At 69.7% G+C, this 25,883-nt stretch carries 27 protein-coding genes; 18 read left to right on the plus strand and 9 right to left on the minus strand.

Annotation, left to right across the window (positions count from 1 at the left end; genetic code table 11):
• Positions 1-25: 25 nt before the first annotated feature.
• From KI385_RS28070 to KI385_RS28115, 10 genes are all read left to right on the plus strand, one after another.
• Positions 26-1,306 carry a metallophosphoesterase gene (locus KI385_RS28070; RefSeq protein ID WP_238574943.1) on the plus strand — a complete coding sequence of 427 codons (1,281 nt, stop codon included), beginning with the start codon at positions 26-28 and terminating at the stop codon, positions 1,304-1,306.
• A gap of 163 nt (positions 1,307-1,469) precedes the next feature.
• A complete protein-coding gene (locus KI385_RS28075; RefSeq protein ID WP_128512145.1) occupies positions 1,470-1,742 on the plus strand; it encodes a DUF1876 domain-containing protein in 273 nt (90 codons plus the stop codon).
• Between the two features lie 289 nt (positions 1,743-2,031).
• Positions 2,032-2,346, plus strand: a complete 315-nt coding sequence (locus KI385_RS28080; RefSeq protein WP_238574944.1) for a hypothetical protein — start codon at positions 2,032-2,034, stop codon at positions 2,344-2,346.
• An 80-nt stretch (positions 2,347-2,426) separates the two neighbouring features.
• The gene (locus KI385_RS28085; protein ID WP_238574945.1) at positions 2,427-3,881 is read left to right on the plus strand and encodes a WXG100 family type VII secretion target; all 1,455 of its coding nucleotides are present in this window, start codon (positions 2,427-2,429) and stop codon (positions 3,879-3,881) included.
• A 114-nt stretch (positions 3,882-3,995) separates the two neighbouring features.
• The gene (locus tag KI385_RS28090; RefSeq protein WP_238574946.1) at positions 3,996-5,183 is read left to right on the plus strand and encodes a S8 family serine peptidase; all 1,188 of its coding nucleotides are present in this window, start codon (positions 3,996-3,998) and stop codon (positions 5,181-5,183) included.
• A 78-nt stretch (positions 5,184-5,261) separates the two neighbouring features.
• Positions 5,262-5,588 carry a hypothetical protein gene (locus KI385_RS28095; protein WP_238574947.1) on the plus strand — a complete coding sequence of 109 codons (327 nt, stop codon included), beginning with the start codon at positions 5,262-5,264 and terminating at the stop codon, positions 5,586-5,588.
• A complete protein-coding gene (locus tag KI385_RS28100) occupies positions 5,588-6,868 on the plus strand; it encodes a putative T7SS-secreted protein (protein WP_238574948.1) in 1,281 nt (426 codons plus the stop codon). Before KI385_RS28095 ends, KI385_RS28100 begins: the two co-directional genes overlap by 1 nt.
• Before the next feature lie 37 nt (positions 6,869-6,905).
• Positions 6,906-7,610, plus strand: a complete 705-nt coding sequence (locus KI385_RS28105) for a hypothetical protein (protein ID WP_238574949.1) — start codon at positions 6,906-6,908, stop codon at positions 7,608-7,610.
• 27 nt (positions 7,611-7,637) lie between these two features.
• Positions 7,638-8,282: a hypothetical protein gene (locus KI385_RS28110; protein WP_238574950.1), complete on the plus strand. Its 645-nt coding sequence runs from the start codon at positions 7,638-7,640 to the stop codon at positions 8,280-8,282.
• Between the two features lie 129 nt (positions 8,283-8,411).
• Complete coding sequence (locus tag KI385_RS28115; protein ID WP_238574951.1) at positions 8,412-8,918, plus strand: FBP domain-containing protein; 507 nt, start codon at positions 8,412-8,414, stop codon at positions 8,916-8,918.
• A gap of 76 nt (positions 8,919-8,994) precedes the next feature.
• On the opposite strand, the gene KI385_RS28120 is transcribed toward KI385_RS28115, so the two are convergent.
• On the minus strand, positions 8,995-10,215 hold the full coding sequence (locus tag KI385_RS28120; protein WP_238574952.1) for an alpha/beta hydrolase family protein: 1,221 nt from the start codon (positions 10,213-10,215) through the stop codon (positions 8,995-8,997).
• Positions 10,216-10,300: 85 nt separating this feature from the next.
• A complete protein-coding gene (locus KI385_RS28125; RefSeq protein ID WP_238574953.1) occupies positions 10,301-11,122 on the minus strand; it encodes an alpha/beta fold hydrolase in 822 nt (273 codons plus the stop codon).
• A 78-nt stretch (positions 11,123-11,200) separates the two neighbouring features.
• Here KI385_RS28125 and KI385_RS28130 point away from each other — a divergent pair, with 78 nt between their 5' ends.
• Positions 11,201-11,599: a MerR family transcriptional regulator gene (locus KI385_RS28130; protein ID WP_238574954.1), complete on the plus strand. Its 399-nt coding sequence runs from the start codon at positions 11,201-11,203 to the stop codon at positions 11,597-11,599.
• Positions 11,600-11,749: 150 nt separating this feature from the next.
• On the plus strand, positions 11,750-12,568 hold the full coding sequence (locus tag KI385_RS28135; protein WP_238574955.1) for a hypothetical protein: 819 nt from the start codon (positions 11,750-11,752) through the stop codon (positions 12,566-12,568).
• Here KI385_RS28135 and KI385_RS28140 read toward each other — a convergent pair.
• The 5 genes from KI385_RS28140 to KI385_RS44665 all read right to left on the minus strand — a co-directional run bounded on the left by KI385_RS28140 (position 12,552) and on the right by KI385_RS44665 (position 16,902).
• Positions 12,552-13,325 carry a succinate dehydrogenase iron-sulfur subunit gene (locus tag KI385_RS28140; protein WP_128512156.1) on the minus strand — a complete coding sequence of 258 codons (774 nt, stop codon included), beginning with the start codon at positions 13,323-13,325 and terminating at the stop codon, positions 12,552-12,554. The genes KI385_RS28135 and KI385_RS28140 overlap by 17 nt on opposite strands.
• Complete coding sequence (gene sdhA, locus KI385_RS28145) at positions 13,325-15,079, minus strand: succinate dehydrogenase flavoprotein subunit (RefSeq protein ID WP_238574956.1); 1,755 nt, start codon at positions 15,077-15,079, stop codon at positions 13,325-13,327. The genes KI385_RS28140 and sdhA overlap by 1 nt, the downstream gene beginning before the upstream one ends.
• Before the next feature lie 20 nt (positions 15,080-15,099).
• Entirely contained in the window at positions 15,100-15,579 is a 480-nt protein-coding gene (locus KI385_RS28150; protein ID WP_128512158.1) for a succinate dehydrogenase hydrophobic membrane anchor subunit, read from the minus strand.
• 6 nt (positions 15,580-15,585) lie between these two features.
• Entirely contained in the window at positions 15,586-15,966 is a 381-nt protein-coding gene (gene sdhC, locus KI385_RS28155; protein ID WP_281066913.1) for a succinate dehydrogenase, cytochrome b556 subunit, read from the minus strand.
• Between the two features lie 204 nt (positions 15,967-16,170).
• Complete coding sequence (locus tag KI385_RS44665) at positions 16,171-16,902, minus strand: 2-oxo-4-hydroxy-4-carboxy-5-ureidoimidazoline decarboxylase (protein WP_425356966.1); 732 nt, start codon at positions 16,900-16,902, stop codon at positions 16,171-16,173.
• Between the two features lie 201 nt (positions 16,903-17,103).
• Between KI385_RS44665 and KI385_RS28165 the strand changes: the two genes are divergently transcribed.
• From KI385_RS28165 to KI385_RS28175, 3 genes are all read left to right on the plus strand, one after another.
• Positions 17,104-18,828, plus strand: a complete 1,725-nt coding sequence (locus tag KI385_RS28165) for a beta-N-acetylhexosaminidase (RefSeq protein WP_238574957.1) — start codon at positions 17,104-17,106, stop codon at positions 18,826-18,828.
• A 571-nt stretch (positions 18,829-19,399) separates the two neighbouring features.
• Positions 19,400-20,179 carry an RNA polymerase sigma factor gene (locus KI385_RS28170; protein WP_238574958.1) on the plus strand — a complete coding sequence of 260 codons (780 nt, stop codon included), beginning with the start codon at positions 19,400-19,402 and terminating at the stop codon, positions 20,177-20,179.
• Complete coding sequence (locus tag KI385_RS28175; protein ID WP_238574959.1) at positions 20,179-21,234, plus strand: hypothetical protein; 1,056 nt, start codon at positions 20,179-20,181, stop codon at positions 21,232-21,234. The genes KI385_RS28170 and KI385_RS28175 overlap by 1 nt, the downstream gene beginning before the upstream one ends.
• 250 nt (positions 21,235-21,484) lie before the next feature.
• Here the strand turns inward: KI385_RS28175 and KI385_RS28180 are convergent, their stop codons facing one another.
• On the minus strand, positions 21,485-22,327 hold the full coding sequence (locus KI385_RS28180; RefSeq protein WP_238574960.1) for a L,D-transpeptidase family protein: 843 nt from the start codon (positions 22,325-22,327) through the stop codon (positions 21,485-21,487).
• Positions 22,328-22,498: 171 nt separating this feature from the next.
• Between KI385_RS28180 and KI385_RS28185 the strand changes: the two genes are divergently transcribed.
• Together KI385_RS28185 and KI385_RS28190 are read left to right on the plus strand one after the other, a co-directional pair.
• Positions 22,499-24,097: an acyl-CoA mutase large subunit family protein gene (locus KI385_RS28185; protein WP_238574961.1), complete on the plus strand. Its 1,599-nt coding sequence runs from the start codon at positions 22,499-22,501 to the stop codon at positions 24,095-24,097.
• 143 nt (positions 24,098-24,240) lie between these two features.
• The gene (locus tag KI385_RS28190; RefSeq protein ID WP_128512165.1) at positions 24,241-24,453 is read left to right on the plus strand and encodes a hypothetical protein; all 213 of its coding nucleotides are present in this window, start codon (positions 24,241-24,243) and stop codon (positions 24,451-24,453) included.
• Positions 24,454-24,495: 42 nt separating this feature from the next.
• Here KI385_RS28190 and KI385_RS28195 read toward each other — a convergent pair whose 3' ends face one another.
• Positions 24,496-25,197, minus strand: coding sequence for a FadR/GntR family transcriptional regulator (locus tag KI385_RS28195; protein WP_238574962.1), 702 nt, complete (start codon positions 25,195-25,197; stop codon positions 24,496-24,498).
• Between the two features lie 152 nt (positions 25,198-25,349).
• Between KI385_RS28195 and KI385_RS28200 the strand changes: the two genes are divergently transcribed.
• Positions 25,350-25,868: a gluconokinase gene (locus KI385_RS28200; RefSeq protein ID WP_238574963.1), complete on the plus strand. Its 519-nt coding sequence runs from the start codon at positions 25,350-25,352 to the stop codon at positions 25,866-25,868.
• Positions 25,869-25,883: the final 15 nt, after the last annotated feature.

Here is a 25,883-nt window from a genome sequence, read left to right on the forward strand (position 1 = left end):
ACCCCGGGCACGGGGAGACGACGCCGTGATCTTCGCCCTGGTCGTGGTCCCGGTCCTCGGACTGTTCTTCGGCGTGCACCGCTACCTGTGGTGCCGACTCGTCCGTGACACGACCACGCCCGGCAGCCGGCCGCGCCGTACGGGCACCGCCGCCGCCTACGTCCTCCCGCTGACCGCCCTCGCCGCGCTGCTCGCCGGCCGCGCCGGTGTCCCCTTCCCCCTCCAACAGGTGCTCGCCTGGCCCGGCTACCTCTGGCTGGCCCTGGTGCTGTATCTCACACTCGCGCTGTTGGCGGGGGAGGCCGTACGGGCGGTGTGGCTCCGGGCCTTCGCCGGCCGGGAGACGCGCCGGCAAACCCCGGCGACCGCCGTCACCATCCCGGCCCCCACCCCCTCGCCCGACCCGCCGCACGCCCCGTCACCCTCCTCGGCCCCCACCCTCCTCCCGCCCCGCACCCCCGCCCTGCCGCCGCTCGCCGCCCCGCCCCGCCGGCTCTTCATCGCCCGGGCGGTCGCCGTCGGCGCCTCCCTCGCCGCCACCGCGGCCGTCGGATACGGCACCGCCACGACCCTGCGCGGACCGACCGCGAAGCGCGTCACGATCCCGCTGGCCAAACTGCCGCGCGCCGCCCATGGCTTCCGTATCGCCGTCGTCAGCGATATCCACCTCGGCCCGATCCTGGGCCGCGCCCACACCCGGCGGATCGTCGAGACGATCAACCGCACCGACCCCGACCTGGTGGCCATCGTCGGCGACCTGGTCGACGGCAGCGTCGCCGACCTCGCCCCGGCCGCCGAACCACTGCGCGAACTGCGCTCCCGGCACGGCGCGTACTTCGTCGCCGGCAACCACGAGTACTACTCGGGCGCCGCCCAATGGGTCGACCACGTACGGGAGTTGGGCATCCACCCGCTGGAGAACGCACACACCGAACTCCCCGGCTTCGACCTCGCCGGCATCAACGACCTCGCGGGCGCAACCGAGCACGCCGGACCCGACTACGACCTGGCCCTGGGCGGCCGGGACCCCGCCCGCGCCGTCGTCCTCATGGCCCATCAGCCGGTCACCATCCACGACACCGTCCGGCACGGCGTCGACCTCCAGCTCTCCGGCCACACCCACGGCGGTCAGATGTGGCCCTTCACCTACGTCGCCGCCGCCACCAACCCCACCGTCGCCGGCCTGGAGCGCTACGGCGACACCCAGCTGTACGTGACCCGCGGCGCCGGGGCCTGGGGGCCGCCCGTACGGCTGGGCGCGCCGCCCGACATCACGGTGGTGGAACTGGCGTCGATGCGGGCGTAGACGGCTGGGGCGGCTTGTCGTCCGGGCCCCTTCTCACCCTTCGCGCACGCTGTGCCGCGACCCGACCCCCGGGCGTAGCCGGACCTCACGGCCCTTCGCCCATGTCGTGCACGGGCGGCGAAGCGGGCGCACCCTGGTAGCAGGGACTTCGGAGGTGATCGTGATGTTGCAGACCGCTGTCGGATGGCATGTTGAGCTGGAGTTCGAGGAGGACACCCAGCACACCCGCGCGGCCGCCCTCGTTCGGCTCTCCGACGGGAGCGAGGTACGGGGCCATGGATACGCGAGCCGCCACCCCGCCGACGCGGACCAGCCAAGGGTCGGCGAGGAGATCGCGGGAGCCAGGGCGCTCAACGAACTGGCGATGAAGCTGCTGACCAAGGCGCACGACGAGATCGACGAGGCGTCGGGGAGGACGTCCTATCCGCTGACGTGAACCGAGCCGCTCCGACCGGCCGAGCCGGAGCGGCAGGCGCATGGCACTCGGGGCGATGAGCCGTGCGCGGACGGGTACGCGACCCACCCCGCGGGTACTAAGTAACGGCCCGCCTACAAAAGGCGGTCGCAATCTGCCGCGAATTCGGACAGATCACGACTTACGATCTTGCTATTCCGAGCACCAACTCCCTAGTCTTTAGTGTCTTTACGGTGCCCTTACCGCGGTAGCTCCGCGGGGCGGTGTGAAGGGGACGAGCAGGGCATGCGGGGGAACGGGGAGTGTAGTCATGGCTGAGCAATTCAAGGTCGACCTGGACGAGTTGGACAGTGTCGTGCGCCAGCTCAAGCATCTTCGGGGCGATATGGACGAACCCAGCCAGAAGATGAGGTACGGCACGGCGATTCCGAAGTCGGCGTTCGGAGGGGCGGACTTCCTCGAGGCCGGCGAACTCGCCAAGGCGCACGACGACATGCAGTCCTACATGTCGCAGGTCATCGACGCCCTCCAGGACCTCATCCACAAGTTCGGTGAGAAGACGGAAGCCAGCCGGGGCGCGTACGAGGACCAGGAGCACCAGACCAAGACCTCGATGAACGGCTGACCGGTGGACCGGCTGAAGGACTGAACGGCGCGCGGTGATGCATGCACGAGACGCGGAGATGGACATGAAGGGGGGCCTGCATGGTTGACGCCAAGCAGGAGTACGACAGCGCCAAGCAGATGGAGAAGCAGCGCAAGGACCGTGAGCGGGAAGAGCGGCTGAAGTCGTTCAAGGGTCAACAGCCCACTCCCAGGTCGCACTCCGACTTCCATCACCACGGCATCAACGCGCTCCGAGCGATGATCGAGCACGCCAGCCCCGAGGCGATCGAGACCTCCGGCCGTCACTGGCGGGCCTCCGCCGACCGGCTGGGCGGCGAGGACGGGACCGGTGGCATCCGCAAGGCCTTCATGGCTGCCGTCGATCACGCCTCGGCGCACTGGGAGGGCTCGGCGGCCCAGGCATTTCGCAGGGAAGCCGGCAAGGTCCTGGAGAAGATCGACAGGACCTACCAGCACTCCCGGAATGTCGAGTCCACGCTGATCGGTACGCGAGGATCGGGCCCGGAGGTCGGCGTCGCCCACAATCTTCGCGAGGCGAAGAAGACCATGTCGAAGATCCATGACCCTGGCGTCGTGGACCGGGCGACTGACGCGAGTGGCGACGACAGCCAGTTCAAGCGGGACATGGCGAATCCTAAGATGGACACCCGCATGGCGCTGGAGCTCAACCGGGACAATCTGTCCCTGAGCAAGGAGCGTCAGGTCGAGGCGGTCATCGTGATGGATGAGCTGGCGGCCAACTATGACGGTCATGGCAAGAACCTCAAGGACGGCTACGACCCGGGCGGAGCCAGGGGCGACTGGCCGAAGCAGCCCTCCACGAATCACGCGCCGCCCCCGGTCAACATGCCGGTGATCAGTGGTACCCACCCGCACCCGTCGTCGCAGATGCCGAACATGCCCCACGGAGCGGGCGGTCACGCCGTCCCGCCGGGCTTCGACGGCCCCAAGATCGCGCGGCCCGATGTGCCGGTGACCACCGGACTCGACAGCGTGCAGGGCGGCACCCTCCCCCCGCCGTCGGTTGGCGGTGGCGTCATCGGGGGCGGGACGACGGGCGGCAGCCACGGCGTGCCCGGCGGTACGGGCGGCTTCCCCGGCGGCGCGGTGCCGCCCGGTGCCGTCGGCATGCCCGGAGCCATACGCGCCGGCGGAGCGCGTACCGCCGGCGGTGCCGGCGGTATGCGCGGTGGCGGTATGCGCGGCGGTGGTATGCCGGGAGGCGGAGCCGGAGCCGGAGCCGGAAAGGCGGGCGCCAAGGGCGCGGCGGCCGGGCGCGGTGGTCCGCAGGCACGTACCCGTGGCGGCATTGCCGGTAAGCCGGGCGGCCCGGCGGGCGGCGCCAAGCAGGGCGGCTCCGGTCTGCACCGCAGCCGTGGCGGCAAGCAGGCGGGTATGGCCGGCGCTGCCGGAGCCAAGGGCAAGGGCAGCGGGGAGAAGGAGCGCACCACAGGGCAGCGTCCCGACTACCTCGTCGAGGACGAGGAGACCTGGACCCCGCAACGTAATGTGGCCCCTCGCGTCATCGAGTAGGCCGACGATAACGTCGCATGCGGCCGATGAGGCATGGCCCCGCACTCGGGAGTGCGGGGCCTTTCCTCAGGCGGAACAACTCCGCCCGGAGAGCACAGCAAGAAGGAGCGAAGGATGAGGGTCACCCGAACACTGCGCGCGACGGCGGGTGCTGCGCTGACCGGAGCGCTGCTGCTGGCCGCGGGCGGCACTGCCTCCGCAGATCAAGTGCGCAAGGGCCAGTGGCCGCTGGAGGCGTTCGGGGCGCAACAGCTCTGGAAGGAAGCCACCGGCAAGGGTGTGACGGTGGCCGTGCTCGACAGCGGTTTCCGTACGACCCACCAGGACCTCGAAGGGCAGTTCCTTCCCGGGCCGGACTTCGGGAAGGCGATCGAAGCCGAGAACGCCAAGCACAACCCGAACGAAGACATCCGCGATCACGGCACCGCGATGGCCGGGATCATTGCCGGCCACGGACACGGCCCGGGTGGCTCGGAAGGCGTCAAGGGGCTGGCACCCGACGCCAAGATTCTTCCTGTTCCGGAGTACAAGAACAGCGGGCAGGCCACGCGGTGGGCAGTGGAGCACGGCGCGAACGTCATCAACATGTCGTACGGCGAAAGCTTGATGGGCGACACCTGTGAATCCATCCAGTATGCCCTCGACAAGGGCGTCGTGGTGGTGGCCGGCGTCGGTAACGACGGCCTCACCAAGAAGAACTACCCGGCTGCCTGCCCCGGCGTGATCGGCGCCGGATCGGTCGACCAGTACGGCGAGCCGGACGACGCCAACAACATCAACTCCACCCTCGATCTCCTCGCCCCCGGCGTGAAGGTCCCCGTCGCGGTGGGCAAGAGCGACTCCGCCTACAACACCGAAGCGAGCGGCGCCTCCGCGGCGAGTGCCTACGTCTCCGCCGCCGCCGCCCTCCTCAAGCAGAAGTTCCCGAAGCTCACCCCCGGCCAGATCGCCAACCGCCTGGTGAAGACCGCCGGTCTGGCCCAGGCCGAGAAGGACAAGCACCTCAAGCTGCCGGACGTCCACTACGGCTACGGCTTCATCCAGCCCGGCCCCGCCCTGCGGAAGGACATCCCGGCGGGCTCCAAGGAGGGCCCGCTGCCGATGCCGAAGGGCAAGGCGTCATCGCAGCTGGACGCCGGCGCGCCCGACGCCGACCCGCCGATGGGCGGCAAGGAAGCGGTGAATACGGCCCTGCTCTACGGCGGCATCGGCGCCGGCGCTCTGGTGGTCGTCGCGGCCGTCGTCGCCCTCGTCCTTGTGTCCCGCCGCCGCAAGAACGCCGGCGGTCAGAACTGGGGCTGAGGCGGCTGCCGCAGCCACATGGTTCATCGCGCCGGGTAGTCGTGATCCATCAGTGAACAGTGCAAGGAGAATCCGGTCATGGGGGACCGTTTCAAGGCGGACGTGGATCAATTGGGGCAGTTCCTCAAAGCACTTGAGGGTTGCGTCAAGGAGCTCAACGAGGCCCGGACGGCGCTGTCACATGTCCGTGCCGATCAGATAGGCACGGACGAACTCGATGAGGCGTGTGACGGTTTCCAGGAACGCTGGAAATATGGGTCCGAACAGACCAAGAAGATGGTCGACGCCATCAGCGAGGGTGTGAAGGCCAACAAGCAGAACTACGAAGAGGTCGAAGAGGCCTTGGAGAAGACGCTCAAGGCGATCGCGAGCAAAACGACGAGCGGTCACGGGGGTTCGAAGTAATGGCGACGAATCCCTATGCACACCTCGGCTGGAACCCCGTACCCGGTGTGCCCGGTGAAGTCGGTGCGCTGCAGCGCAAGGTCACCTCGGCGGCGACGGCACTGCGCAACTGCCACAACCAGCTCGAGAAGCTGATCGGAGAGAGCAGCTACTGGCAGGGCGACGCGGCAGATGCGTTCCGGGATGCGATCGACGGCGAGCTGCCGACGTACATCAAGAATGCCGCCCGTTCGCTGGAGAAGGCGTCGTCCCAGCTGAGGATCTGGGACGACCATCTGTCGGCCAATCGTGATCTGGCGCAGAAGTACGACGATGCGGCCGCCGAGAAGAAGTCGGCGGTGGAGAGCGCCAAGGCGCATCACGCACAGGCTCAGAGTCACCCGGATCTCAAGCTCGCCGGCCAGGAATATCCCTCGCAGGCCGATGCCGACGCGGCAACGGCGCGGCTGCGGGCCGCAGAACGCAGCCTGAACGAGGCAACTACCCAGCTGAACCATGCCAATCAGGCGTACAGCGACGTCATCACCAAGGCGCACACCCTGGAAACCACGCATGGTGACCAGGCGCGCACGGTGGCCAAGGAGCTGGACGGCGCCACCGACAAACTGGCGCCGAAGGAGCCCGGCTGGCTGAGCAAGGCCGTCAATGCGATCTGGGACGGCATCAAGGCTGTTGGTGAGTTCCTCTACGAGCATGCGGGGACCATCGGCGCCATCGCGGGGTTGCTGGCGCTTTTCCCCACGCCGCTCGCCCCGCTCTTCGCCGGTATCGCAGTGGTGGCAAGCGCCGCATCGATGACCAAGAACCTCTCCGATCCCAAGTTCAGAGATGCCTTGATGTTCAAAGGGAGCGGCATGGAGATCTTCTCCGCGTATGCCTCCATGGCCGGAGACACCGTTGGCATGATCCCAGGGGGATCGGCGTTGGCTGCCGCAGGGCGAGAGGTCGCCGAGGGCGTGAGTTTGGCCGGCCGGCTGGGCGTGGGCGTGTCGAATGCCGAAAAGGGGGCGGCATTCTTCAAGGAAATCGTCCCGGCCTTCAAATCGAATGCTGTCAGCGAGGTCTCCGGGGCCTGGCAGGCGGCTCGTGAAACCGCCAGTGGCTCCGCCAAGATGATGGGGGCCATCAGCGCCGGCGGTTTGAACGTCGGAGCGAACATGATGTCGTCCATGGAGAGCTTGGGAGTTCTTCCGGAGGAAGGGGCGGGCCACAACACCGCGGAGAGCACCAAGGCCGCCGCCACAGCCCATGACATCGCAGGCTTGTTCGGCTGGCTGTGAGGTGCGTTGATGCGGTCCCTGAAAGGCGAATGCGGTAGTGACTGATCTCTGGACAGAGCCGACGAGCGATCCGATACCGGCCTATTGGTACGGACTTCCGCACGGCTACTTGCCGTTGGATCTCGACCCTCCGGTCGACCAGCTCATGGCGTTGGTGAACCACATACTCGGGCTGCCTGAGGAGACCAGGGGCCAGGCGGAGCGGGTGCTCCGGTTCTACGCCGGTGTGGTGACGGCGCTGAATTCCCATAACGTCCAGGGCTGTGCCATCGGTTTGCACCCGGATGACGAGGGCGGTTTCGCCTCCTCCGTTCTGACGTTTTCCACCGTGGACCCTTCGGGCGTGAACGCGGCCCTGGTGCTGGCCGATCTGGCGGTGGCGGCCGCCGAGGACCCGGACAAGGACGTCCAGCCTCTGGAGCTGCCGTGCGGTACGGGCTTCCTTGCCGCCGAGACCCGGCGCACGGTCGCGCCGGGCAGGCCCCCCGAGGAGGACGGGAGTCTTCACGAGGACCCGGTCTGGCAGGGCACGATCGCGGTGACGGGCCCGGGCACCTCCGACATCGTCGTGGTGCAGTTGGTCACGCCTGCTCTGGAACTGGCCGACGAATACCGGGATGTGCTGCTGGGTGTCGGGCACACTGTGTCGTTCTTCGACCCGTCGCCTGCCGAAAAGGCGGACGGGGCCGGGGGTACGAGGCCGGGTGCAGCAGCCGACACGGCGAACAACCCGTTCGGTTAGCAGTAGCAGCCCCAGAAGGAGAATGTTATGGCGTACGACCCGCAGACTCCGGCCCCATCCGAGGCTCCGGACGTGGCGCAGGTACTGAGAGTCAATTATCTTTCCCTGGCCAAAATCATTGCGCTGCGTCTGCTGATCACCGCTGTTCTTGTGGCAATCCCGGTAGCGGCGGATCGCTTGCTGGGGCTGGACTCGCCTTTCCTGATGTTGTTCACTGTCGCAGGGGTGGGGGCATTTGTCCTCACGGTTCACCGCCTCATCTACGGAATCCGTGTCTCCCAGTGCGCGAGAGTGCTCCGTGACTATCCGCTGGAGTTCCATCCTCGGGTGATCAAGAAGCGTGAGCGGTGGACTCAGTACGGCAACGTCTTCGAGGTCCGCGTGACGACGCGCGGGCAGCACGGGGCGCCGCTGATGCTGGCGGTCAATGCGCCCGGACGCCGCCGTTGGCCGGAGGGTGTGGAGGAAGGCGCGTGGCTTGCGGGTGACCTGCCCTTCGGTGGTGTTCTGGTGGTGCCGGGGAGTAATGCGATGCTGTTCCTGAAGCCGGCGGATTGGGAAAAGACCGCGCGGAAACGGGAAGAGGCCGGCGCCGAGCGCACCGCGAGGGCGCAGCGGGCGAAGCTCAACAGCAAGACGAAGTACGCGGTGATGATGCGGTCGGGCGCATGAGCGCCATGAGTGCCGCGGGCGCGCCGGTTCTTCCTGCCGTCGCTGCCCGGCCGGTGCCGTTCCGGTCCCGTTCCGTGCGGAGATAAATGGGGCGACGGGCCCCGGGGCTCGCTGTTAGCTTCGGGCGTCATGGACCCCGTAGGTGAAAAAGCAATACGTGCCTCGTTCGTCAATTGCTCGAAGGGCGAGGCGAGCAGGATCAATCTGCCGGTTGGGCTGGCCCAACTGCCGTGGGGCGACCTGGACTTTCTGGGGTGGCGTGATCCGGGGGCGCCGGACCGGAGTTATCTGGTCGCGCCGCGGGGCGACGGGATCATCGGGGTGACGCTGCGGGTGCCGCAGGGCGTGCGGCGGAGTTTCACCAAGACGACGGTGTGCTCGGTCTGTGTGACCGGGCACCCCGGGTCCGGCGTCAGCCTGCTCGCCGCGCGCCGGGCCGGGCCGCTGGGACGGCAGGGGAACACCGTCGGGACGTATCTCTGTGCCGACCTCGCCTGCTCCCTCTACGTACGGGGACGTAAGCGGTCCCAGCTTGCCGGACGGCATGAGGAGACTCTGCCGCTGGAGGAGCGGATCGCCCGTACCGTGCGGAACCTGGATGCCTTTCTGGACAAGGTGGTTGAGGGAGAGAAGTAAGGCGGGGAAGAGGGAGAGGCGGGGAGGAGGGGAGTGGGACGGAGACTGTCCCGCTCCCCTCCGGCCGTCTCGCCGGTCAGGGGTTCTGGAAGACCACCTCGGGGTTGGCGGCGGACGGGCCGTCCAGCAGGGGCCGGGGTATGCCGCGCAGCTGCCTGTCGAAGAAGGCGCTGACGTAGTCCCGGGTGATTTCGCCGGAACGCTTGCCGGAGATCGGGGTCGTGGGATCGGTGACACCGATCTGTGCGGCCAGTACCGGTATGTCGATGAAGGTGAAGTGGCCGGCGCCGCTGACCGTGAGCCAGCGCTTCCAGCCGTCCAGGCGGCGCCAGTCGCGCAGCCAGGTGGTGTCGTCGTCGCCCGGCGCATGGCCGTTGAGGGCGCCGAGCATCAGGAACGGCCGGCCGTCGAGCCCGGAGCGCGGGACCGGTGCGAAGAAGGTGCCGTCCATGTTCACCCCGGCGCTGATCCGCTCGTCGGCCGCCATCGCGCTTGCCGCGCTGTTGCCGCCGATGGAGTGGCCGGCGACACCGATCCGCTTCGGGTCGATCATCGCCGAGCGCTTCCACGCGGGGGCGGGCCCGCCGTGCCGGGGAGCCGCCGTCAGGGTGTCGATGACGAACGAGATATCGGCGGCGCGGCCGGTGGCGACCTTGGCCATCAGCTTCTTCCGGGTGTCCTCGGGCGCGTGCTCGACCGTCTGGCAGGCGACGCAGGTGAGGGTGCGGCCGCCGGGGAAGGTGGCGCCGAAGGATTCGTAGGCGTGGTCGAGGAGGGCTACGACATAGCCGCGGGAGGCCAGTTCCTCGGAGAGCAGGGAGAGCGTCGCGCGGTTGAGGGTGAAGCCCGGGGAGAGGACCACCAGGGGGTGTCTGCCGCCGATGGGCCGGGCGCCGGTGCGGGCGTGGACGCGGGTGCCGGCGAGCGCCTCGGGCGGCAGGACGTCCGTCCGCTTGATGCCCTCCAGCAGGAGTTGGGCCTCCTTGGTGGTCATATACGGCGCGCGGGTGCCGCCGGTGCCCGGACGGGCCGGGTAGTACATCGATGCCATCAGCTCCCGTGCGCCCGCGGACGGCACCCAGGGGTCCCGGCGCTGCTTGTCGACGAGGTGGAGCGTGTCGCGTCCGACCGCGTACGGCCCGGTGGGGCGGGGGAGTTCGAGGCGGGTGTGGGCTTCGGCCACCGCCTGGGCGCCGGGCTGCGGGGGTGCGGCAGCGGCGGCGCCGGCGGCGGCCACGGGCAGCGGAAGGGCGAGGGCGAGGAGTAACGCGACGGCGCTACGACGGAGTTTGTTCATGCTCCGAGCGTAAGCAGGCTTTGCCACGGTCAGTACTGACGAAAGTCATGGTTTGCGGTGGACATCTTCAGAAGATCGCCAGGCGTCACAGGCCGTGCTTGGTGAGGAAGGTCTGTATCAAGTCCTGCCATTCCTGCGGGCATTCGACCATGGGTAGATGCCCGGTGGCGATCTCGGCGTATGCGGCGCCGGGGATGTGGTCCGCCAGATAACGGGAGTTGTCCGGGTGCAGCAGTGCGTCCAATGTGGTGGCGATGACCAGGGTGGGGACCGAGATGCCGGGCAGGTCGGCGGTGGTGTCCAGGGCCTGTACGAGAGCGGCCTGCTCCGCCGAGCCGCTCGGCGGAAGGGACGGGTCCGGGTCCAGCACGGCCGCCAGTTCCGCCGGTGACAGGGCGTTGAAGCGTTCGGGGGAGAGGCCGCTGAGGGCCCGGGCCCGGGCGAAGCCGGCGTGGTCGCCGCGCTCCAGGAGGCTCAGCCAGAGATCCAGCCAGACCGTTGCCCGGGCGTCCGCCTTGGTGAGTCCGGCGGTCAGGACGATGCCGCGTACCCGCTCGGGGTGCCGGGCGGCGGCTCGTACGGACACCGCCGTCCCCATCGAGAAGCCGATCAGGGTGAAGGTCTCCAGACCGGCCGCGGTGGCCTCAGCGACCAGCGCGTCGGCCAGGGCGTCCAGCTCCAACGGGCCGTTGACCCGCGGGGTTTCGCCCGAGCCCGGGTAGTCGGGAGCCACCACACGGTGGCCGGAGGCCACCAGCGCGGGGATCAGCTCGCCGTAGTTGCTCTGGATGCTGCCGGTCGCGCCGTGGGCGAGCAGGATGCCGGGGCCGGCGGGGTCGCCGGTGACGAGGGTGGAGAGGGGCGGGAAGGCGGGGGCCGGGGCGTGTGCTGCGGGAATCTGCGTCATGGGCAAGAGGTTGCACCTTGACGCCGGTGTAAAGGTCAAGCCGGCCGTGGCGCGGGGCGGGACACGGGAGGGGACGGGATGCGGATCGGTGAGCTGGCGCGGCGTACGGGGGTCAGTACGCGAGTGCTGCGCTACTACGAACAGCGGGGGCTGCTCTGCGCCCAGCGGGACGCGAACGGCTACCGGCGCTATGACGACGAGGAGTCGGTGGAGACCGTCGGGCGCATCCGGGAGCTCCTCGCGACCGGGCTGAACACCGACGACATCCGCGCGTTGCTGCCCTGCGCCCAGGGCGGCCCCGGGCTGATCCCGTGTGCGCTCTCCCGCGGCATCGTGGAGCGGCAGATGGCGCAACTGGACGCGGAGATGGCCGAGTTGGCGCGTCGGCGGGCCGCGTTGGGGGCGTATTCGCAGGTCATGCGGGAGCGCCGGGCGCAGGACGAGGCGCTGGCGGCGAGGGCGCTGCGGTCGGCCTGAAAGATCACGGGGGCAGCTCCCGGTAAGGCTCCGGCGAGAGCGGAGAAGCTACCCGCGTGTCCCACTTGCCACAACCCACCCGCCGGACAGATCCTCGTGTGCACGCCGTTCGGGGGAGCGGCGGAGGAGCAGGGGGATGATGTGCTACGAGTGCACTTCACCGCGCAGGATCTGGCGCGTACGCGAGTGGCCGACGGCGCCGATCCGCTGTGGGAGACGGCGCTGAGCCTGCACAGTCTGCGGGAGTGCCGCACCGAGCCGGCACTGGCGGCATGGCGCCAGCATGCGGTACGCCATGGGCCGGGGCCGCTGCGGGACTTGCTGCCGCTGGTGCCGCTGCACGGGTACTTCCCGGATTTCCTCACGCCGTTCGCGTCGCTGGACGGGGTCGAACCGGGGCTGGAGGCCGTGATGAGCACGCCTCGGGAGCGGCTGCGGACCGAGCTGACGCTGCTGGCCGGGCACCGGGCGCTGCCGGGGTGGCTGCGCGGCATCGCGGAGGGGGAGCCGGCCGCGCTGCGGCAGCTCGCCCGGAGCCTGCGGACGTACCACCATCTGGCGATCGCGCCCGGCTGGCCGCGGATCGCCCAGCGGGTCGGTGCCGACCGGGCGCTGCGGATGCATGCGCTGGGGCAGTCCGGGGCGGAGGCGATGCTGCGGACGTTCGGGCCGTTGATGCGGTGGCGGCCGCCGGTCCTGGAAGTCGCCTACCCGGTGCAGCGGGAGCTGTTCCTGGAGGGGCGGGGGCTGGTCTTCGTCCCGTCGTACTTCTGCCGTGACGAGCCGGTGGCGCTGGTGGACGAGGCGCTGCCGCCGGTGCTGGTGTATCCGGCCCGGGAGCCGGAGAGCACCCATGCCGAAGGGCCCCGCTTCCGGATGTACGGAAGCGAGGCCCTCAGGGACGTACCGGCCCTCATCGGCGGCCGGGTCGGAACCCGGATCGCCGCGGGGATCAGAAGCGCCGAGTGATCAGCGCCCGCTTGACCTCCTGGATGGCCTTGGTGACCTCGATACCGCGCGGGCAGGCGTCCGTGCAGTTGAAGGTCGTCCGGCAGCGCCAGACGCCGTCCTTGTCGTTCAGGATCTCCAGGCGCTGCTCGCCGCCCTCGTCGCGCGAGTCGAAGATGAAGCGGTGCGCGTTGACGATCGCCGCCGGGCCGAAGTACTGGCCGTCGTTCCAGAACACCGGGCACGAGGACGTGCAGGCGGCGCACAGGATGCACTTGGTGGTGTCGTCGAAGCGCTCGCGGTCCTCGGCGGACTGCCGGCGCTCACGGGTCGGCTCGTTGCCGGTCGTGATGAGGAAGGGCATCACATCGCGGTAGGCCTGGAAGAAGGGCTCCATGTCGACGACAAGGTCCTTCAGCACGGTCAGGCCCTTGATGGCCTCGACCGTGATCGGCTTCTCGGGGTTGATGTCCTTGATCAGCGTCTTGCAGGCGAGGCGGTTGCGGCCGTTGATGCGCATGGCGTCCGAGCCGCAGATGCCGTGGGCGCAGGAGCGGCGGAAGGTCAGCGACCCGTCCTGGTCCCACTTGATCTTGTGGAGGGCGTCCAGGACGCGCTCCTTGGGGTCGATCTCCAGCTGGAAGTCCTCCCAGCTGGCGTCCTCCGAGATCTCCGGGTTGAACCGGCGGATCCGGAAGGTGACGTTGATCAGGTGGGAAGCGCCGTCCTCGGCCGCGTCCAGCGCCGCGGAGTTCTTGTCGAGAGTCGGGGTGCTCATCAGTACTTACGCTCCATCGGCTGGTAGCGGGTCTGCACGACCGGCTTGTAGTCGAGACGGATCGACTCGGTGCCGTCTGCGCCCACCTCGCGGTACGCCATGGTGTGCCGCATGAAGTTGACGTCGTCGCGGTTGGGGTAGTCCTCGCGGTAGTGACCGCCGCGGGACTCCTTGCGGGCCAGCGCCGACACCGCCATGACCTCGGCCAGGTCGAGCAGGTTGCCCAGCTCGATGGCCTCCAGGAGGTCGGTGTTGAACCGCTTGCCCTTGTCCTGGATGGACACGTTCCGGTAGCGCTCGCGCAGCTCGCCGATCTTCTCGACCGCGGTCTTGATCGTCTGCTCGGTGCGGAACACCATCACATTGGCGTCCATGCACTCCTGGAGCTCCTTGCGGATCTCGGCGACCCGCTCGCTGCCCGTGGAGTTGCGCAGCCGCTCGACCTGGTCGACGACCTGCTGCGCCGGGTCCTCGGGCAGCTCGACGAAGTCGGCGTCCGCGGAGTACTCGGCGGCGGCGATGCCGGCCCGGCGCCCGAAGACATTGATGTCCAGGAGCGAGTTGGTGCCCAGCCGGTTGGCGCCGTGCACGGAGACACAGGCCACCTCGCCGGCGGCGTACAGGCCCGGCACGACCGTGGTGTTGTCCGCCAGGACCTCACCCTCGACGTTCGTCGGGATGCCGCCCATGGCGTAGTGCGCGGTCGGCTGGATCGGGATCGGGTCCGTGTAGGGCTCGATACCGAGGTAGGTACGCGCGAACTCGGTGATGTCCGGGAGCTTGGCGTCCAGCTGCTCCGGCGGAAGGTGCGTCAGGTCCAGGTAGACGTGGTCGCCGTCGGGACCGCAGCCACGGCCCTCGCGGATCTCCGTGTAGATGGAGCGCGAGACGACGTCACGCGAGGCGAGGTCCTTCATGACGGGCGCGTACTTCTCCATGAAGCGCTCGCCGTCCTTGTTGCGAAGGATGCCGCCCTCGCCACGCGCACCCTCGGTCAGGAGGATGCCCATCCGCCAGATGCCCGTCGGGTGGAACTGGAAGAACTCCATGTCCTCCAGCGGCAGGCCGCGACGGTAGGCGGCGGCCTGGCCGTCACCGGTCAGCGTGTGCGCGTTGGAGGTCACCTTGAAGAACTTGCCGGTGCCGCCGGAGGCGAAGATGATCGCCTTCGCCTGGAAGACATGGATCTCGCCGGTGGCCAGCTCGTACGCGACGACGCCCGCGGACTTCTTGACGCCGTCGACGTCCTGGAGCAGCAGGTCGAGCACGTAGAACTCGTTGAAGAACTCCACGCCCTCCTTGACGCAGTTCTGGTACAGCGTCTGGAGGATCATGTGGCCGGTGCGGTCCGAGGCGTAGCAGGACCGGCGGACCGGGGCCTCACCGTGGTTACGGGAGTGACCGCCGAAGCGGCGCTGGTCGATCGTGCCGTCCGGGGTGCGGTTGAACGGCAGGCCCATCTTCTCGAGGTCGAGGACCGAGTCGATGGCCTCCTTCGCGAGGATCTCGGCGGCGTCCTGGTCGACCAGGTAGTCGCCACCCTTGATCGTGTCGAAGGTGTGCCACTCCCAGTTGTCCTCCTCGACGTTCGCGAGGGCGGCGGCCATACCGCCCTGGGCGGCGCCGGTGTGGGAGCGGGTCGGGTAGAGCTTCGTCAGGACCGCGGTGCGGCTGCGCTTCGTCGACTCGATGGCCGCGCGCATGCCCGCGCCACCGGCGCCGACGATGACGGTGTCGTACTTGTGGATCTTCATTGTTCCAGTCAGCCCCGGCTTTAGCGGATGTTCGGGTCGAAGGTGAAGATCACCAGCGTGCCCAGAAGGACGGTGAACACCGTGGCGGTGTACAGCAGCATCTTCAGCCAGAAGCGGGTGTTGTCCCGCTGCGCGTAGTCGTTGATGACGGTACGCAGGCCGTTGGCGCCGTGCAGCATGGCGAGCCACAGCATCGCCAGGTCCCAGATCTGCCAGAACGGGTTCGCCCAGCGGCCCGCGACGAACGCGAAGCCGATCTTGGAGACACCGCCGTCCAGCACGAGCTGGATCAGCAGGTGCCCCAGGACCAGCACGACCAGGACGATGCCGGACAGCCGCATGAACAGCCAGCCGTACAGCTCGAAGTTGGTGCGGGTCGCCTTCGGGGACTTGCCGGTGCGCTTGCGCGGCGCCTCGATGACCGGGGCGGGGTGGTCCACGTCGTAGAGGGTGACGTCGTCCGTCGCGGTGGCACCTGTGGAGGTGTTTTCAGCAGACATCTCGCGTCAGCTCCCGAACAGCGTGCGCAGAGTGTGCTGCAGCACGGGGTAGAAGGCACCGGCCATCAGCACGACCCAGACGCCGACAACGGACCACAGCATCTGCTTCTGGTACTTCGGGCCCTTCGACCAGAAGTCCACGGCGATGACCCGAAGGCCGTTGAGCGCGTGGAAGAGGATGGCGGCCACCAGGCCGTACTCCATCACGTTGACGATCGGCGTCTTGTATGTCGCAACGACGTTGTCGTACGCCTCGGGGGAGACGCGTACGAGAGCGGTGTCGAGGACGTGTACGAACAGGAAGAAGAAGATGAGGACGCCGGTGACTCGATGAGCCACCCAGGACCACATGCCTTCCCGGCCGCGGTACAGCGTTCCAGCCGGCACGGAAAAACCCTCCGGGAGCGGGGATTAGGGCCTGCCGGCTTCTCTGTCGGTCTGGCCCGGCCGGGTACGGTCCACCGGCCCTGGCCATCGTAGCGACGTGTTGTCGGTTCGTTGCGCCGGGGTCCTTAGGTGTGATCAAACAGGCACCAACGGGCTATCACACGAGGACGAACCGGAGTTTTCCGGCCCGTATGCCGCAGTTTGTCACGGGGTGGAGGCGGCGAGGCGCGCCAATCGGCCGCGGGCCAGCCGGCGCAGTTCGTCGGCGGCGACCGACCGTTCCTCGTCCGGTTCGTTGCCCAGACGGGTGCGGATGCCGGACAGGACCTGGTCGAGCAGCTCGTCGTCGCGGTAGCCGTCCAGGCAGATCACGAAGACATGGCGAAAACGCCGCTCGTACTCGGCGTGTGCGGCGCGCAGCGCGGTATGGGCGGCGAGCGTGCCGGGGCCGCGGGCGCCGACCAGCGGCTGCGGGGAGAGGGGCTCCTCGGCGAGCGCCTCGTCCAGCTCGGCCGCGGTCAGGTCGTAGCAGGCCTCGTCGGAGGCGGCGAGCAGGGCATCGAGATCCGGGTACGGGCGGTGCGCGGCGACCCGCTCGGCCCAGCGGCGGCTGCCGCAGCAGCTGTGCAGCGCGGCCAGGGTGTCGTCCGGGGCGAGTGTGTTGAAACGGTGCAGCCCGAGGCCCTCGGGGCGGGGCCGCGGCAGGGCGGCGCCGCGGAGCTGCGAAGGTATGCCGCACCGCGGGGACGGTGGACCGTGCAACGTCGTCGGCCGGGCGGCCGGGGTGTCACCGGACAGCGTGGGCTCCTCGGACGGATGCGAATGGTTCTTTTCGACGGGTGCGGGACGGGCGGCTGACGGAAGCTGAGGGAAGCGGACCGAAGCCGGGACGCGTGACGAAGCGCCGGCGGGTGTGGCGGTGGTGCGTGTGAACACGACACCCCGGCGGTATCCGACGGTTCCCGGGAAGCCCTGTGAAGGGGGTGACGAATGGAAACGCCACGCTAACGACGCTCGTCGAGCGCTGTCCGACGGATGCGCGATTTTCACCCGGATGGGAGATCTTTCGCGCGTTCGATGGACGACCGGCTCCGTACACCTGGCAATGCCTTCGCCCCGAAAAGTGAGGATTGCACGATGTCGAACCCGATGCGGCCGCCGCGCGCCCCGCGGCCGTCGGTCTCCCCGAGCCCGCTGACGAGGCCGAGGGCGCGGCAGGGCCCGGCGGCCCGGTCCGCGCTGCCGGCCACGGTGCTCGCCGGAGCGCTGCTGCTGCTCACCGGCTGCTCCGGCGCCGCGGACACCGAGTCACCCGGAAGCACCAGTGCCAAGGTGAACCCGGCCGCACCGACCCCGAGCTGGGCGCCGGTGACCGGAACACCGCAGGTCATCCCCGCCGTACGCGACTTCCGTAAGGCCGACGGGAGCGGCTGGCGCCCGTCCGGGGGAGCCCGCGTGGTGGTGCCGGCCGGCGAGAAGAGCACTGTCGCCGACGAGGCGCAACTGATGGCCCGTGATCTGGGCGGTCTGACCGTGGTGTACGGCGACCAGGCCGTGCAGCCCGGTGACATCGAGGTGAAGCTGACGGGAAAGAGCGGAGCCGGCCAGGCCAACAATGTGCCCGTCCAGGGCGCCGACGACGAGGCCTACACCCTCACCGCCCGCGGCACCCGGCTCACTCTCACGGCCCCCACCGACGCCGGCGTTTTCTACGGCACCCGCACCGTGAAGCAGGCCGTACGCGCCGCCGGCGGGCTCCCCGAGGGCACCATCGAGGACCGGCCGGACCGCCCGCAGCGCGGAATGTCGCTGGACAACGCCCGTAAGCCCTTCACCCAGGACTGGATCGAGGCCCGCCTCCGGGAGATCGCCGACCTCAAGCTCAACCAGTTCCAGCTGCACTTCTCCGACGACCAGGGCTTCCGCATCCAGAGCGACACCCACCCCGAGGTCGTCTCCGCCGACCATCTCACCAAGGCCCAGGTCCGCCAGATCATCAAGGTCGCGCGCAGCCTGCACATCTCCGTCGTCCCGGAGCTCGACTCGCCCGGCCACCTGGGCGCCGTGCTGGAACACCACCCCGACCTGCTGCTGCACCGCGCATCGGGCAGCGTGGTCCCCGGTGCGATCGATATCTCCAACCCCAAGGCGGCCCCGCTGATCGACTCGCTGCTGAAGGAAATGAGCGAGCTGTTCACCAACCCCAAGGGCGCGCCCGCCTACTGGCACCTGGGCGGCGATGAGTACCAGGCCCTGCTGTCGTCCACCCCGGCGACCACATATCCGCAGCTCACCCGGGCCGCACGGCAGAAGTACGGCCCCAACGGCACCCTTGAGGACCTGGCGACCGGCTGGCTCAACGACCGGCAGAAGACCGTGGAGGGGCAGGGCAAGAACCGTATCGAGGCCTGGAACGACGGGTTCTTCTCCAGCCCGGCGGTGAGCGCCGACAAGAACCGGATGGTCGACTACTGGACCGGCAAGGAAAGTGGGAAACGTGATCCCGCGCTGTTCTTGCGCGAGGGCCGCAACGTCATGAACTTCAACGACGAGTTCCTCTACTACGTGCTCGGCGAGCCCAACCAGTTCTTCTATCCGACGGGCCAGCGGATCTACGAGAACTGGACCCCGCGGGTGATCCGTGGCACCCAGCCGGTGGCGGTGCCGTCGAGCATGACCGGCCCGGACCGGATCCCCGGGGCGCGCTTCGCGATCTGGTGCGACCGCTCCCAGGCGCAGACTCCGGAGCAGGTCGCCGCCGGGATCCGGCTGCCGCTGGCGGCGCTGGCGCAGAAGACCTGGGACTCCCGGACGCCCGCCCTGTCCTGGACGGACTTCAAGGCGCTGGCCAACCGGGTGTGAGAGGTGGCCCGGTAAGAACCGGGTGTGAGAAGCGAGGACGACCGGGGCCGCCACCCCCCACAGGAGAGGCCCCGGTCGTCGTTCGCGAAGGGCCGGTTAAGGCCCCCTATTCGATACAGCGCCAGACGGCTCGAAAGCGTCACACGGGGTACGGGCAGGGGTACGGCCAGTGGTCTGGACGCGGGCCCGGCCAGGCCCGTAACGTGCGGATCCGCACCGATAGGTGCAGGGGGCGCGGCGGATGGTCGCGGCCGAAAACAGCCGTTTTTTCCGGGAGTTCCAGATGGATCCGTGCGCGCGCTTCGCCGGTGCGTCGGGCGCCTTGTGCTCCCTCGCTCCCGACCCGGCCAAAGCGGGCGGTACCCCCATCCCGGGTTCGGAGCGTGTGGGCTCACGGGTTACGGTCAGCAGGAACAGCCGGGTTACCGGGGGTTCCCGGCGGGCCGTGGTCGACGGCGGCCGGTAATCGTCACAGCTCCGGCGTCGCCGCAAGGTCAGCGGTGTGGTCGGGGGAAGCACTAAAGCAGCAAGGACCGGGCGGCGGACATTCCACGTGCGACAGGATGGACCCGTGCGAGGGGACGACATTCAGCCGGACGATCGTCGGCTGACGGTGGCCGTGCAGGCGGCGCAGGACGGCGACGAGGCAGCGTTCCGTACCGTCTATCGGGCCGTACATCCCCGACTTCTGGGGTATGTGCGGACGTTGGTGAGCGAACCGGACGTTGAGGACGTCACCTCCGAAGCCTGGCTGCAGATCACCCGCGATCTCGCCCGCTTCAGCGGCGACGCCGACCGCTTCCGCGGCTGGGCCGCCCGGATCGCCCGCAACCGCGCCCTCGACCACATCAGGATGCGCGGCCGCCGCCCAGCGATCGGCGGCGACGAGAGCGAACTTACCGACACCCCCGCCGCGTCCGACACCGCGGGCGAGGCGCTCGAAGCCCTGGGCACCGGCAGCACCATGCGGCTGATAGCCCGGCTGCCGCAGGACCAGGCGGAGGCGGTGGTCCTGCGGGTGGTGGTCGGGCTCGACGCCAAGAGCGCCGCGGAGGTGCTCGGCAAACGGCCCGGCGCGGTGCGTACCGCAGCGCACCGCGGACTGCGCCGGCTCGCCGAGCTGATCGGCGTCGAACCGGACGGGGGCCGGGGCGGCGGTCAGGACGGTGGCGAAGACGGCGCCGACCAGGGGGAAGGCGCCTCCGCCGGCGGGCTCGGCCAGGGCCGGCGCAAAGGCGGCGGAACGGTGAGTCGAGTGCCCGTACAGGGCCGGGAAGGCCGCGACGGCGCGGCGGAATCGTACGTACCAGGTGTGACGGAAACGGCCGCACGAACGCAGAAGGACATGTGATGGCCGACGACCGGTACAACTGGCTCGACAAGGATGCCGCGGAGCAATTGCTGCGCGGTGAACCGGTCAGTGCCCGGCACGGTGACGGCGCACGCGAACTGGAGCAGCTGCTGAAGGCCGCCGCGGCGGCCTGTGCCGACATGCCCGGGACCGCCGAGCTGCCCGGTGAAGAGGCCGCCGTTGCCGCCTTCCGCCGGGCCCGCCACGGCGCCGGCGTCGGCGCGCGCCACCGCGCCACCGGCGAACCGCTGCCGGCCGTGCACGCCGCACCCACCACGGGCATCGCCGAACGCACCCGGCTCGCCCGCCCCTTCCGGCGCGGCTTCGCCGTCGCACTCGCCGCCTGCGCCATCGGCGGTGTCGCCGTCGCGGCCGGCACCGGCGTCCTGCCCACCCCCTTCAGGGGCGACCCCGCACCGGCCTCCAGCGTCTCCGCCGCCGAGACCCCCGGCCCGCTCGACACCCGCGAGCCGGGCGCCCAGACCGACGGCACCACGGGGCGGACCCCCGACTCCACCCCCGGGCAGCAGAGCACGCGACCCGGCGGCACCCCGACACCCGGCAGCAGCTCCGGCGCCACCCGAACGCCCGGCGCGGGCAAGCCCGGCGGCGGCACCGGACACAGCGGTGGCGCCGGCGACGGAGGCGCCAACCCCGGTCGCGGCGACAAGAAGAAGCTTCTGCTCTCCCTGTGCCGGGCCTACGAATCCAGCAAACGGGACCAGATGGACCGCGACACGCTGCGGCGCCTCGAAAGCAAGGCCGGCGGCCCGGAGAAGGTGCATGCCTTCTGCCGCGCCTACCTCGCCCGCTACGAGGTCGGTGGCGGCTCGGGTGACAACGATGGCTTCGGCGGCGGCATCGGCGGCTCCGATCAGAGCGGCGGCGGCTCGGGCGGCGCCTCGGGCGGCGACGAGGACGACGACGAACACCCCTCCCAGTCGCCCGGCAGCACCCCCGGCCCCGGCACCTCGACCCCGGCCCCCGGGCCGTCGGCGACCGCCACGGACCCCGCGAATGCCACTCCCGGCGCAACTGCCATCAGCACGGTGTGACGTTTTTCGAGCCGGTGACGCAGTACTGAATGAAGCCGACTGGTCATCGGCTGCGCGAGGAGCCGGGGTTCCCCCCGTACCTACGGCTCTGCGCACTCGGCGCGGGCGGGGCACGTTCCCCCGGCCCTGCCCGCGCCCCCCTCACCCCGCAGTAGCGGCACCGGGCATCACAGGCCCACGAAAATCGGGGAGACGCCCCCTGGAAGCTGCCCTGGTCATCCGGCTTCGCACATGATCGGCCGGACAGCTCCTAGTGGTAGACCACCACCCTCGTCCCCTTCCGCACCGTCTCGAACAGGGCAGCGATCTTTTCCTTGTCGCGGACGTTGACACAGCCGTGTGAGGCGCCGGTGTAGCCGCGGGCGGCGAAGTCCGCGGAGTAATGGACGGCCTGACCGCCGCTGAAGAACATCGCGTACGGCATGGCCGTGTGGTAGATCGTCGAGATGTGACGGCGGCTCTTGAAGGTGATGGCGAAGGTGCCCTCGCGAGTGGGGGTGTACTGGGAGCCGAAGCGGACGTCCATCGCCGAGACGATCTCGCCGTCCACCATCCAGGCGAGGGTGTTGCTCCGCTTGCTGATGCAGATCACCCTGCCCCTCAGACAGCGCGGATCAGGCGTGCCGATCGGCCTGGTGGTCGGCGGGTGGAGCTCCTGCTGTGACGGCTGATGGGTGCGTGCGCGCAGGGCGCTCCAGGCCGTGGGCTGCACGGTGCCCGTACGGGGCAGACCCTGCTGCTTCTGGAAGGCGCGGACCGAGGCGGCGGTGAGTGCGGCGTAGTAGCCCGTCGGGGAACGGTCGAAGAGACCCAGCTGGGCCAGCCGCGCCTGGAGTTCACGGACCAGCGCACCCCGCGAGCCGGCCGCCATGACCGGCCTGGGCGCCGACGGCGCGTGGTGGGCGGTGCGGTGGGGGCGCGAGGGGCTGGAGCGTTTCGTCGGGGCGGGTGGTGCGTGATGGGACAGAGGTGGGGGAGCGGCGGTGGTGGGGGCGTAACGGACGCCCTTGCTGTCCGGCGAACCGGCCCCGCCGGTGACCGTCACCGGGCGGCAGCCCACCGCGAGCGCCGCCACCACCACTACGGCGGCCATCGCCGGCGCCGTGCCTCTTCCGCTGCTCCGCATCACGCACTACCCCCGGATCTCGGCGGCCCGACCGGCCACCGGTGATGCTTCCCAGCGCTGCGGCATGGCGAACCTGCGGGCATGCTGTGAGCAAGGCGTAAAGCCGGATACCGGTCACCCAGCGGGAGGCGTACACCCATGGCGCACGAGTCGGGCAGTGTTCGGTACAACGAGAGCGGCCTGCCCATCGAGCCCGTGTACGGGCCGGAGGCGCTGGACGGCTGGGACCCGCAGCAGCGGCTCGGTGTGCCCGGCGGCTACCCCTTCACCCGCGGTGTGTATCCGTCGATGTATACGGGGCGCCCCTGGACGATGCGGCAGTACGCGGGCTTCGGCACCGCCCGCGAATCCAACGCCCGCTACCGGCAGCTGATCGCCCACGGCACCACGGGGCTGTCGGTCGCCTTCGATCTGCCGACACAGATGGGCCATGACTCGGACACCCCGATCGCCTCCGGCGAGGTCGGCAAGGTCGGGGTGGCCATCGACTCCGTCGAGGACATGCGGGTGCTGTTCGGAGGCATCCCGCTGGACAAGGTGTCGACGTCGATGACCATCAACGCGCCCGCCGCCCTGCTGCTGCTCCTCTACCAACTGGTGGCGGAGGAGGAAGGGGTGGCGGCGGATCAGCTGAACGGGACCGTTCAGAACGATGTGCTCAAGGAGTACATCGCGCGGGGGACCTATATCTTCCCGCCGCAGCCCTCGCTGCGGCTGATCGCGGACATCTTCCAGTACTGCCGGGCCGAGATCCCCCGGTGGAACACCATCTCGATCTCCGGCTACCACATGGCGGAGGCCGGCGCCTCGCCCGTGCAGGAGATCGCCTTCACGCTCGCCAACGGCATCGCGTATGTGCGTACCGCCGTTGCCGCCGGGATGGACGTGGACGACTTCGCGCCCCGGCTCTCCTTCTTCTTCGTCTCGCGTACGACGCTGCTCGAAGAGGTCGCCAAGTTCCGTGCCGCGCGCCGGATCTGGGCCCGGGTGATGCGGGAGGAGTTCGGTGCGAAGAACCCCAAGTCGCTGATGCTGCGGTTCCATACCCAGACGGCGGGGGTGCAGCTCACCGCCCAGCAGCCGGAGGTGAACCTCGCCCGGGTCACCGTCCAGGGGCTGGCCGCGGTGCTCGGCGGCACCCAGTCGCTGCACACCAACTCCTTCGACGAGGCCATCGCGCTGCCTACGGACAAGTCGGCCCGGCTCGCGCTGCGTACCCAGCAGGTGCTCGCGTACGAGACCGATGTGACCGCCACCGTCGATCCGTTCGCCGGGTCCTACGCGGTCGAGTCGATGACGGACGAGGTGGAGGAGGCGGCCGTTGAGCTGATGCGGCGGGTCGAGGACATGGGCGGTGCGGTGGCCGCCATCGAGCGGGGCTTCCAGAAGGAAGAGATCGAGCGCAACGCGTATCGCATCGCGCAGGAGACGGACGCCGGCGAGCGGGTCGTGGTGGGCGTCAACCGCTTCCAGCTGGACGAGGAGGAGCCCTACGAGCCGCTGCGGGTGGACCCGGCGATCGAGGCCCAGCAGACCGAGCGGCTGGCGGTGCTCCGGGACCGCCGTAACGCCCGTGCGGTGTCGGCGGCGCTCGGCGATCTGCGGAAGGCCGCCGAGGGCACGGACAATGTGCTCCTCCCGATGCGGGAGGCGCTGCGGGCGAGGGCGACGGTGGGCGAGGTGTGCAATGCGTTGCGGGAGGTCTGGGGGACGTATGTGCCCACGGACGCGTTCTGAGTGCGGTGGGTGCGGTGGGTGCGGTGGGTGCGGTGGGTGCGGTTGGCGGACGCGGCGGAGCGGGCGGACCTCGGGGCGCGGGCCCTTGCCCCGCGGGTGCGGGAGCTTGTGACCGTCGAGCTGACCTGAGTCACACTGGTGTCATGTCGTCACCCCGCCGCGCGTGCCCCGTCTGCACCCGAGAGATCGCCGTTGTCGGCGGCCGCTTCGCCCGTCATGACCCTCCCGGCCGGCGGACGGTGCTGGAGCTGATCTCCTGCCCGGGGTCGCGCCGTATCGCGCCGATGATGGCGCCGGCGGAGAAGCTGTTCGACCCGGAGGAGCCACCGATGCCGGGACAGCAGCCGCTGTTCTGAGCCGGGGCGTTGTTGGTCGCCTCGGGCTCTGGGATGCCTCAACTACGGCGCCAGTACGTCCAGTTCGGCCATCGCGCCCACGGTGATCTCGCGGGTCAGCGCCTCCGCCCGGGCCGCGTCGCCGGTGCGTACCGCCTCCGCCACCTGGACATGGAGGGTGACCGCGGCCGGATCGGGGTCGGTGAACATCACATGGTGCTGGGTGCGGCCGGTCAGGACGGCGGCGACCACATCGCCGAGCCGGGCGAACATCTCATTGCCGGAGGCGGTCAGCACCACCCGGTGGAAGGCCATGTCGTGGACGAGATAGGCGTCGAGCTGCTGGCCGCGTGAGGTGGCGACCATGCCCATGGCGTGTTCGGTGAGCTCGGCGCACTGCTCGGGGGTGGCGTGCCGGGCGGCGAGGCCCGCGGCGACCGGTTCGACCGCCGAGCGCAGTACGGTCAGCGAGCGCAGCTGCCGGGGGCGGTCCCGGCCGGCCAGCCGCCAGCCGATCACCCGCGGGTCGTAGACGTTCCACTCCTCGGTGGGCCGGACGGTCACCCCCACCCGGCGCCGGGAGGCGACCAGCTGCATCGACTCCAGTACCCGGATCGCCTCGCGGATGACCGTGCGCGAGACGTCGAAGCGCTGCTCCAGCTCGTCCGTGCGCAGGATCGTGCCCGGAGGGTAGTCCCCCGCGGTGATCGCGGGTCCGAGGGACTCCAGCACACGGGCGTGCAGTCCCTTCCCCTCGTTTTCCATGGGCCAAGCCTACGTTCCCGCACCTCGGCCAATTAAGTATGACGTTTGCATCACAGGCTCTTGAATACGTCGTACCTAATGGGTTTCAGTGGGGTGGCGCGCGCTACGGCGCACGCGGTCCATGGCGGCAGTGAGGCAGCGAGGTACACGGGATGAGCACCCCCGACGTCATCGTCGTGATGGGAGTTGCCGGCACCGGCAAGACCACGATCGGTCCGCTGGTCGCCGCCGAGCTGGGCGTCCCGTACGCCGAGGGTGACGACTTCCATCCGCCGGCCAACATCGCCAAGATGTCGGCCGGCATCCCCCTGGACGATCACGACCGCGGGCCCTGGCTGGACGCCATCGGCGCCTGGGCGCACGGGCGGGCCGGGCACGGCGGGGTGGTCAGCAGCTCCGCGCTCAAGCGCGCCTACCGCGACCGCCTGCGGGCGGCCGCCCCCGGCGTCGTCTTTCTGCACCTCACCGGCGAGCGCGCGCTGATCGAGGAGCGGATGGCCGAGCGCAAGGGCCACTTCATGCCGACCGCGCTGCTGGACTCCCAGTTCGCCACCCTCGAACCGCTCGGCCCCGACGAGGCGGGCGTCGCCGTGGATGTGTCCGGCACCCCGCGGCAGATCGCCGAGCGGGCCGTGGCCGCACTGCACGTGGCGACCGCAACGGCCGGATAGCCCGAGGCCCCACCC

This window comes from Streptomyces inhibens (genome assembly GCF_022221585.1).
Lineage (GTDB): Bacteria > Actinomycetota > Actinomycetes > Streptomycetales > Streptomycetaceae > Streptomyces > Streptomyces inhibens.

Coding starts and splice junctions, on each gene's coding strand:
- KI385_RS28075 (WP_128512145.1), top strand. CDS start 1,470: ATGTTGCAGACCGCTGTCGGATGGCATGTTGAGCTGGAGTTCGAGGAG.
- KI385_RS28080 (WP_238574944.1), top strand. CDS start 2,032: ATGGCTGAGCAATTCAAGGTCGACCTGGACGAGTTGGACAGTGTCGTG.
- KI385_RS28085 (WP_238574945.1), top strand. CDS start 2,427: ATGGTTGACGCCAAGCAGGAGTACGACAGCGCCAAGCAGATGGAGAAG.
- KI385_RS28090 (WP_238574946.1), top strand. CDS start 3,996: ATGAGGGTCACCCGAACACTGCGCGCGACGGCGGGTGCTGCGCTGACC.
- KI385_RS28095 (WP_238574947.1), top strand. CDS start 5,262: ATGGGGGACCGTTTCAAGGCGGACGTGGATCAATTGGGGCAGTTCCTC.
- KI385_RS28100 (WP_238574948.1), top strand. CDS start 5,588: ATGGCGACGAATCCCTATGCACACCTCGGCTGGAACCCCGTACCCGGT.
- KI385_RS28110 (WP_238574950.1), top strand. CDS start 7,638: ATGGCGTACGACCCGCAGACTCCGGCCCCATCCGAGGCTCCGGACGTG.
- KI385_RS28115 (WP_238574951.1), top strand. CDS start 8,412: ATGGACCCCGTAGGTGAAAAAGCAATACGTGCCTCGTTCGTCAATTGC.
- KI385_RS28120 (WP_238574952.1), bottom strand. CDS start 10,215: ATGAACAAACTCCGTCGTAGCGCCGTCGCGTTACTCCTCGCCCTCGCC.
- KI385_RS28125 (WP_238574953.1), bottom strand. CDS start 11,122: ATGACGCAGATTCCCGCAGCACACGCCCCGGCCCCCGCCTTCCCGCCC.
- KI385_RS28130 (WP_238574954.1), top strand. CDS start 11,201: ATGCGGATCGGTGAGCTGGCGCGGCGTACGGGGGTCAGTACGCGAGTG.
- KI385_RS28140 (WP_128512156.1), bottom strand. CDS start 13,325: ATGAGCACCCCGACTCTCGACAAGAACTCCGCGGCGCTGGACGCGGCC.
- sdhA (WP_238574956.1), bottom strand. CDS start 15,079: ATGAAGATCCACAAGTACGACACCGTCATCGTCGGCGCCGGTGGCGCG.
- KI385_RS28150 (WP_128512158.1), bottom strand. CDS start 15,579: ATGTCTGCTGAAAACACCTCCACAGGTGCCACCGCGACGGACGACGTC.
- KI385_RS28165 (WP_238574957.1), top strand. CDS start 17,104: ATGTCGAACCCGATGCGGCCGCCGCGCGCCCCGCGGCCGTCGGTCTCC.
- KI385_RS28175 (WP_238574959.1), top strand. CDS start 20,179: ATGGCCGACGACCGGTACAACTGGCTCGACAAGGATGCCGCGGAGCAA.
- KI385_RS28180 (WP_238574960.1), bottom strand. CDS start 22,327: ATGGCCGCCGTAGTGGTGGTGGCGGCGCTCGCGGTGGGCTGCCGCCCG.
- KI385_RS28185 (WP_238574961.1), top strand. CDS start 22,499: ATGGCGCACGAGTCGGGCAGTGTTCGGTACAACGAGAGCGGCCTGCCC.
- KI385_RS28190 (WP_128512165.1), top strand. CDS start 24,241: ATGTCGTCACCCCGCCGCGCGTGCCCCGTCTGCACCCGAGAGATCGCC.
- KI385_RS28195 (WP_238574962.1), bottom strand. CDS start 25,197: ATGGAAAACGAGGGGAAGGGACTGCACGCCCGTGTGCTGGAGTCCCTC.
- KI385_RS28200 (WP_238574963.1), top strand. CDS start 25,350: ATGAGCACCCCCGACGTCATCGTCGTGATGGGAGTTGCCGGCACCGGC.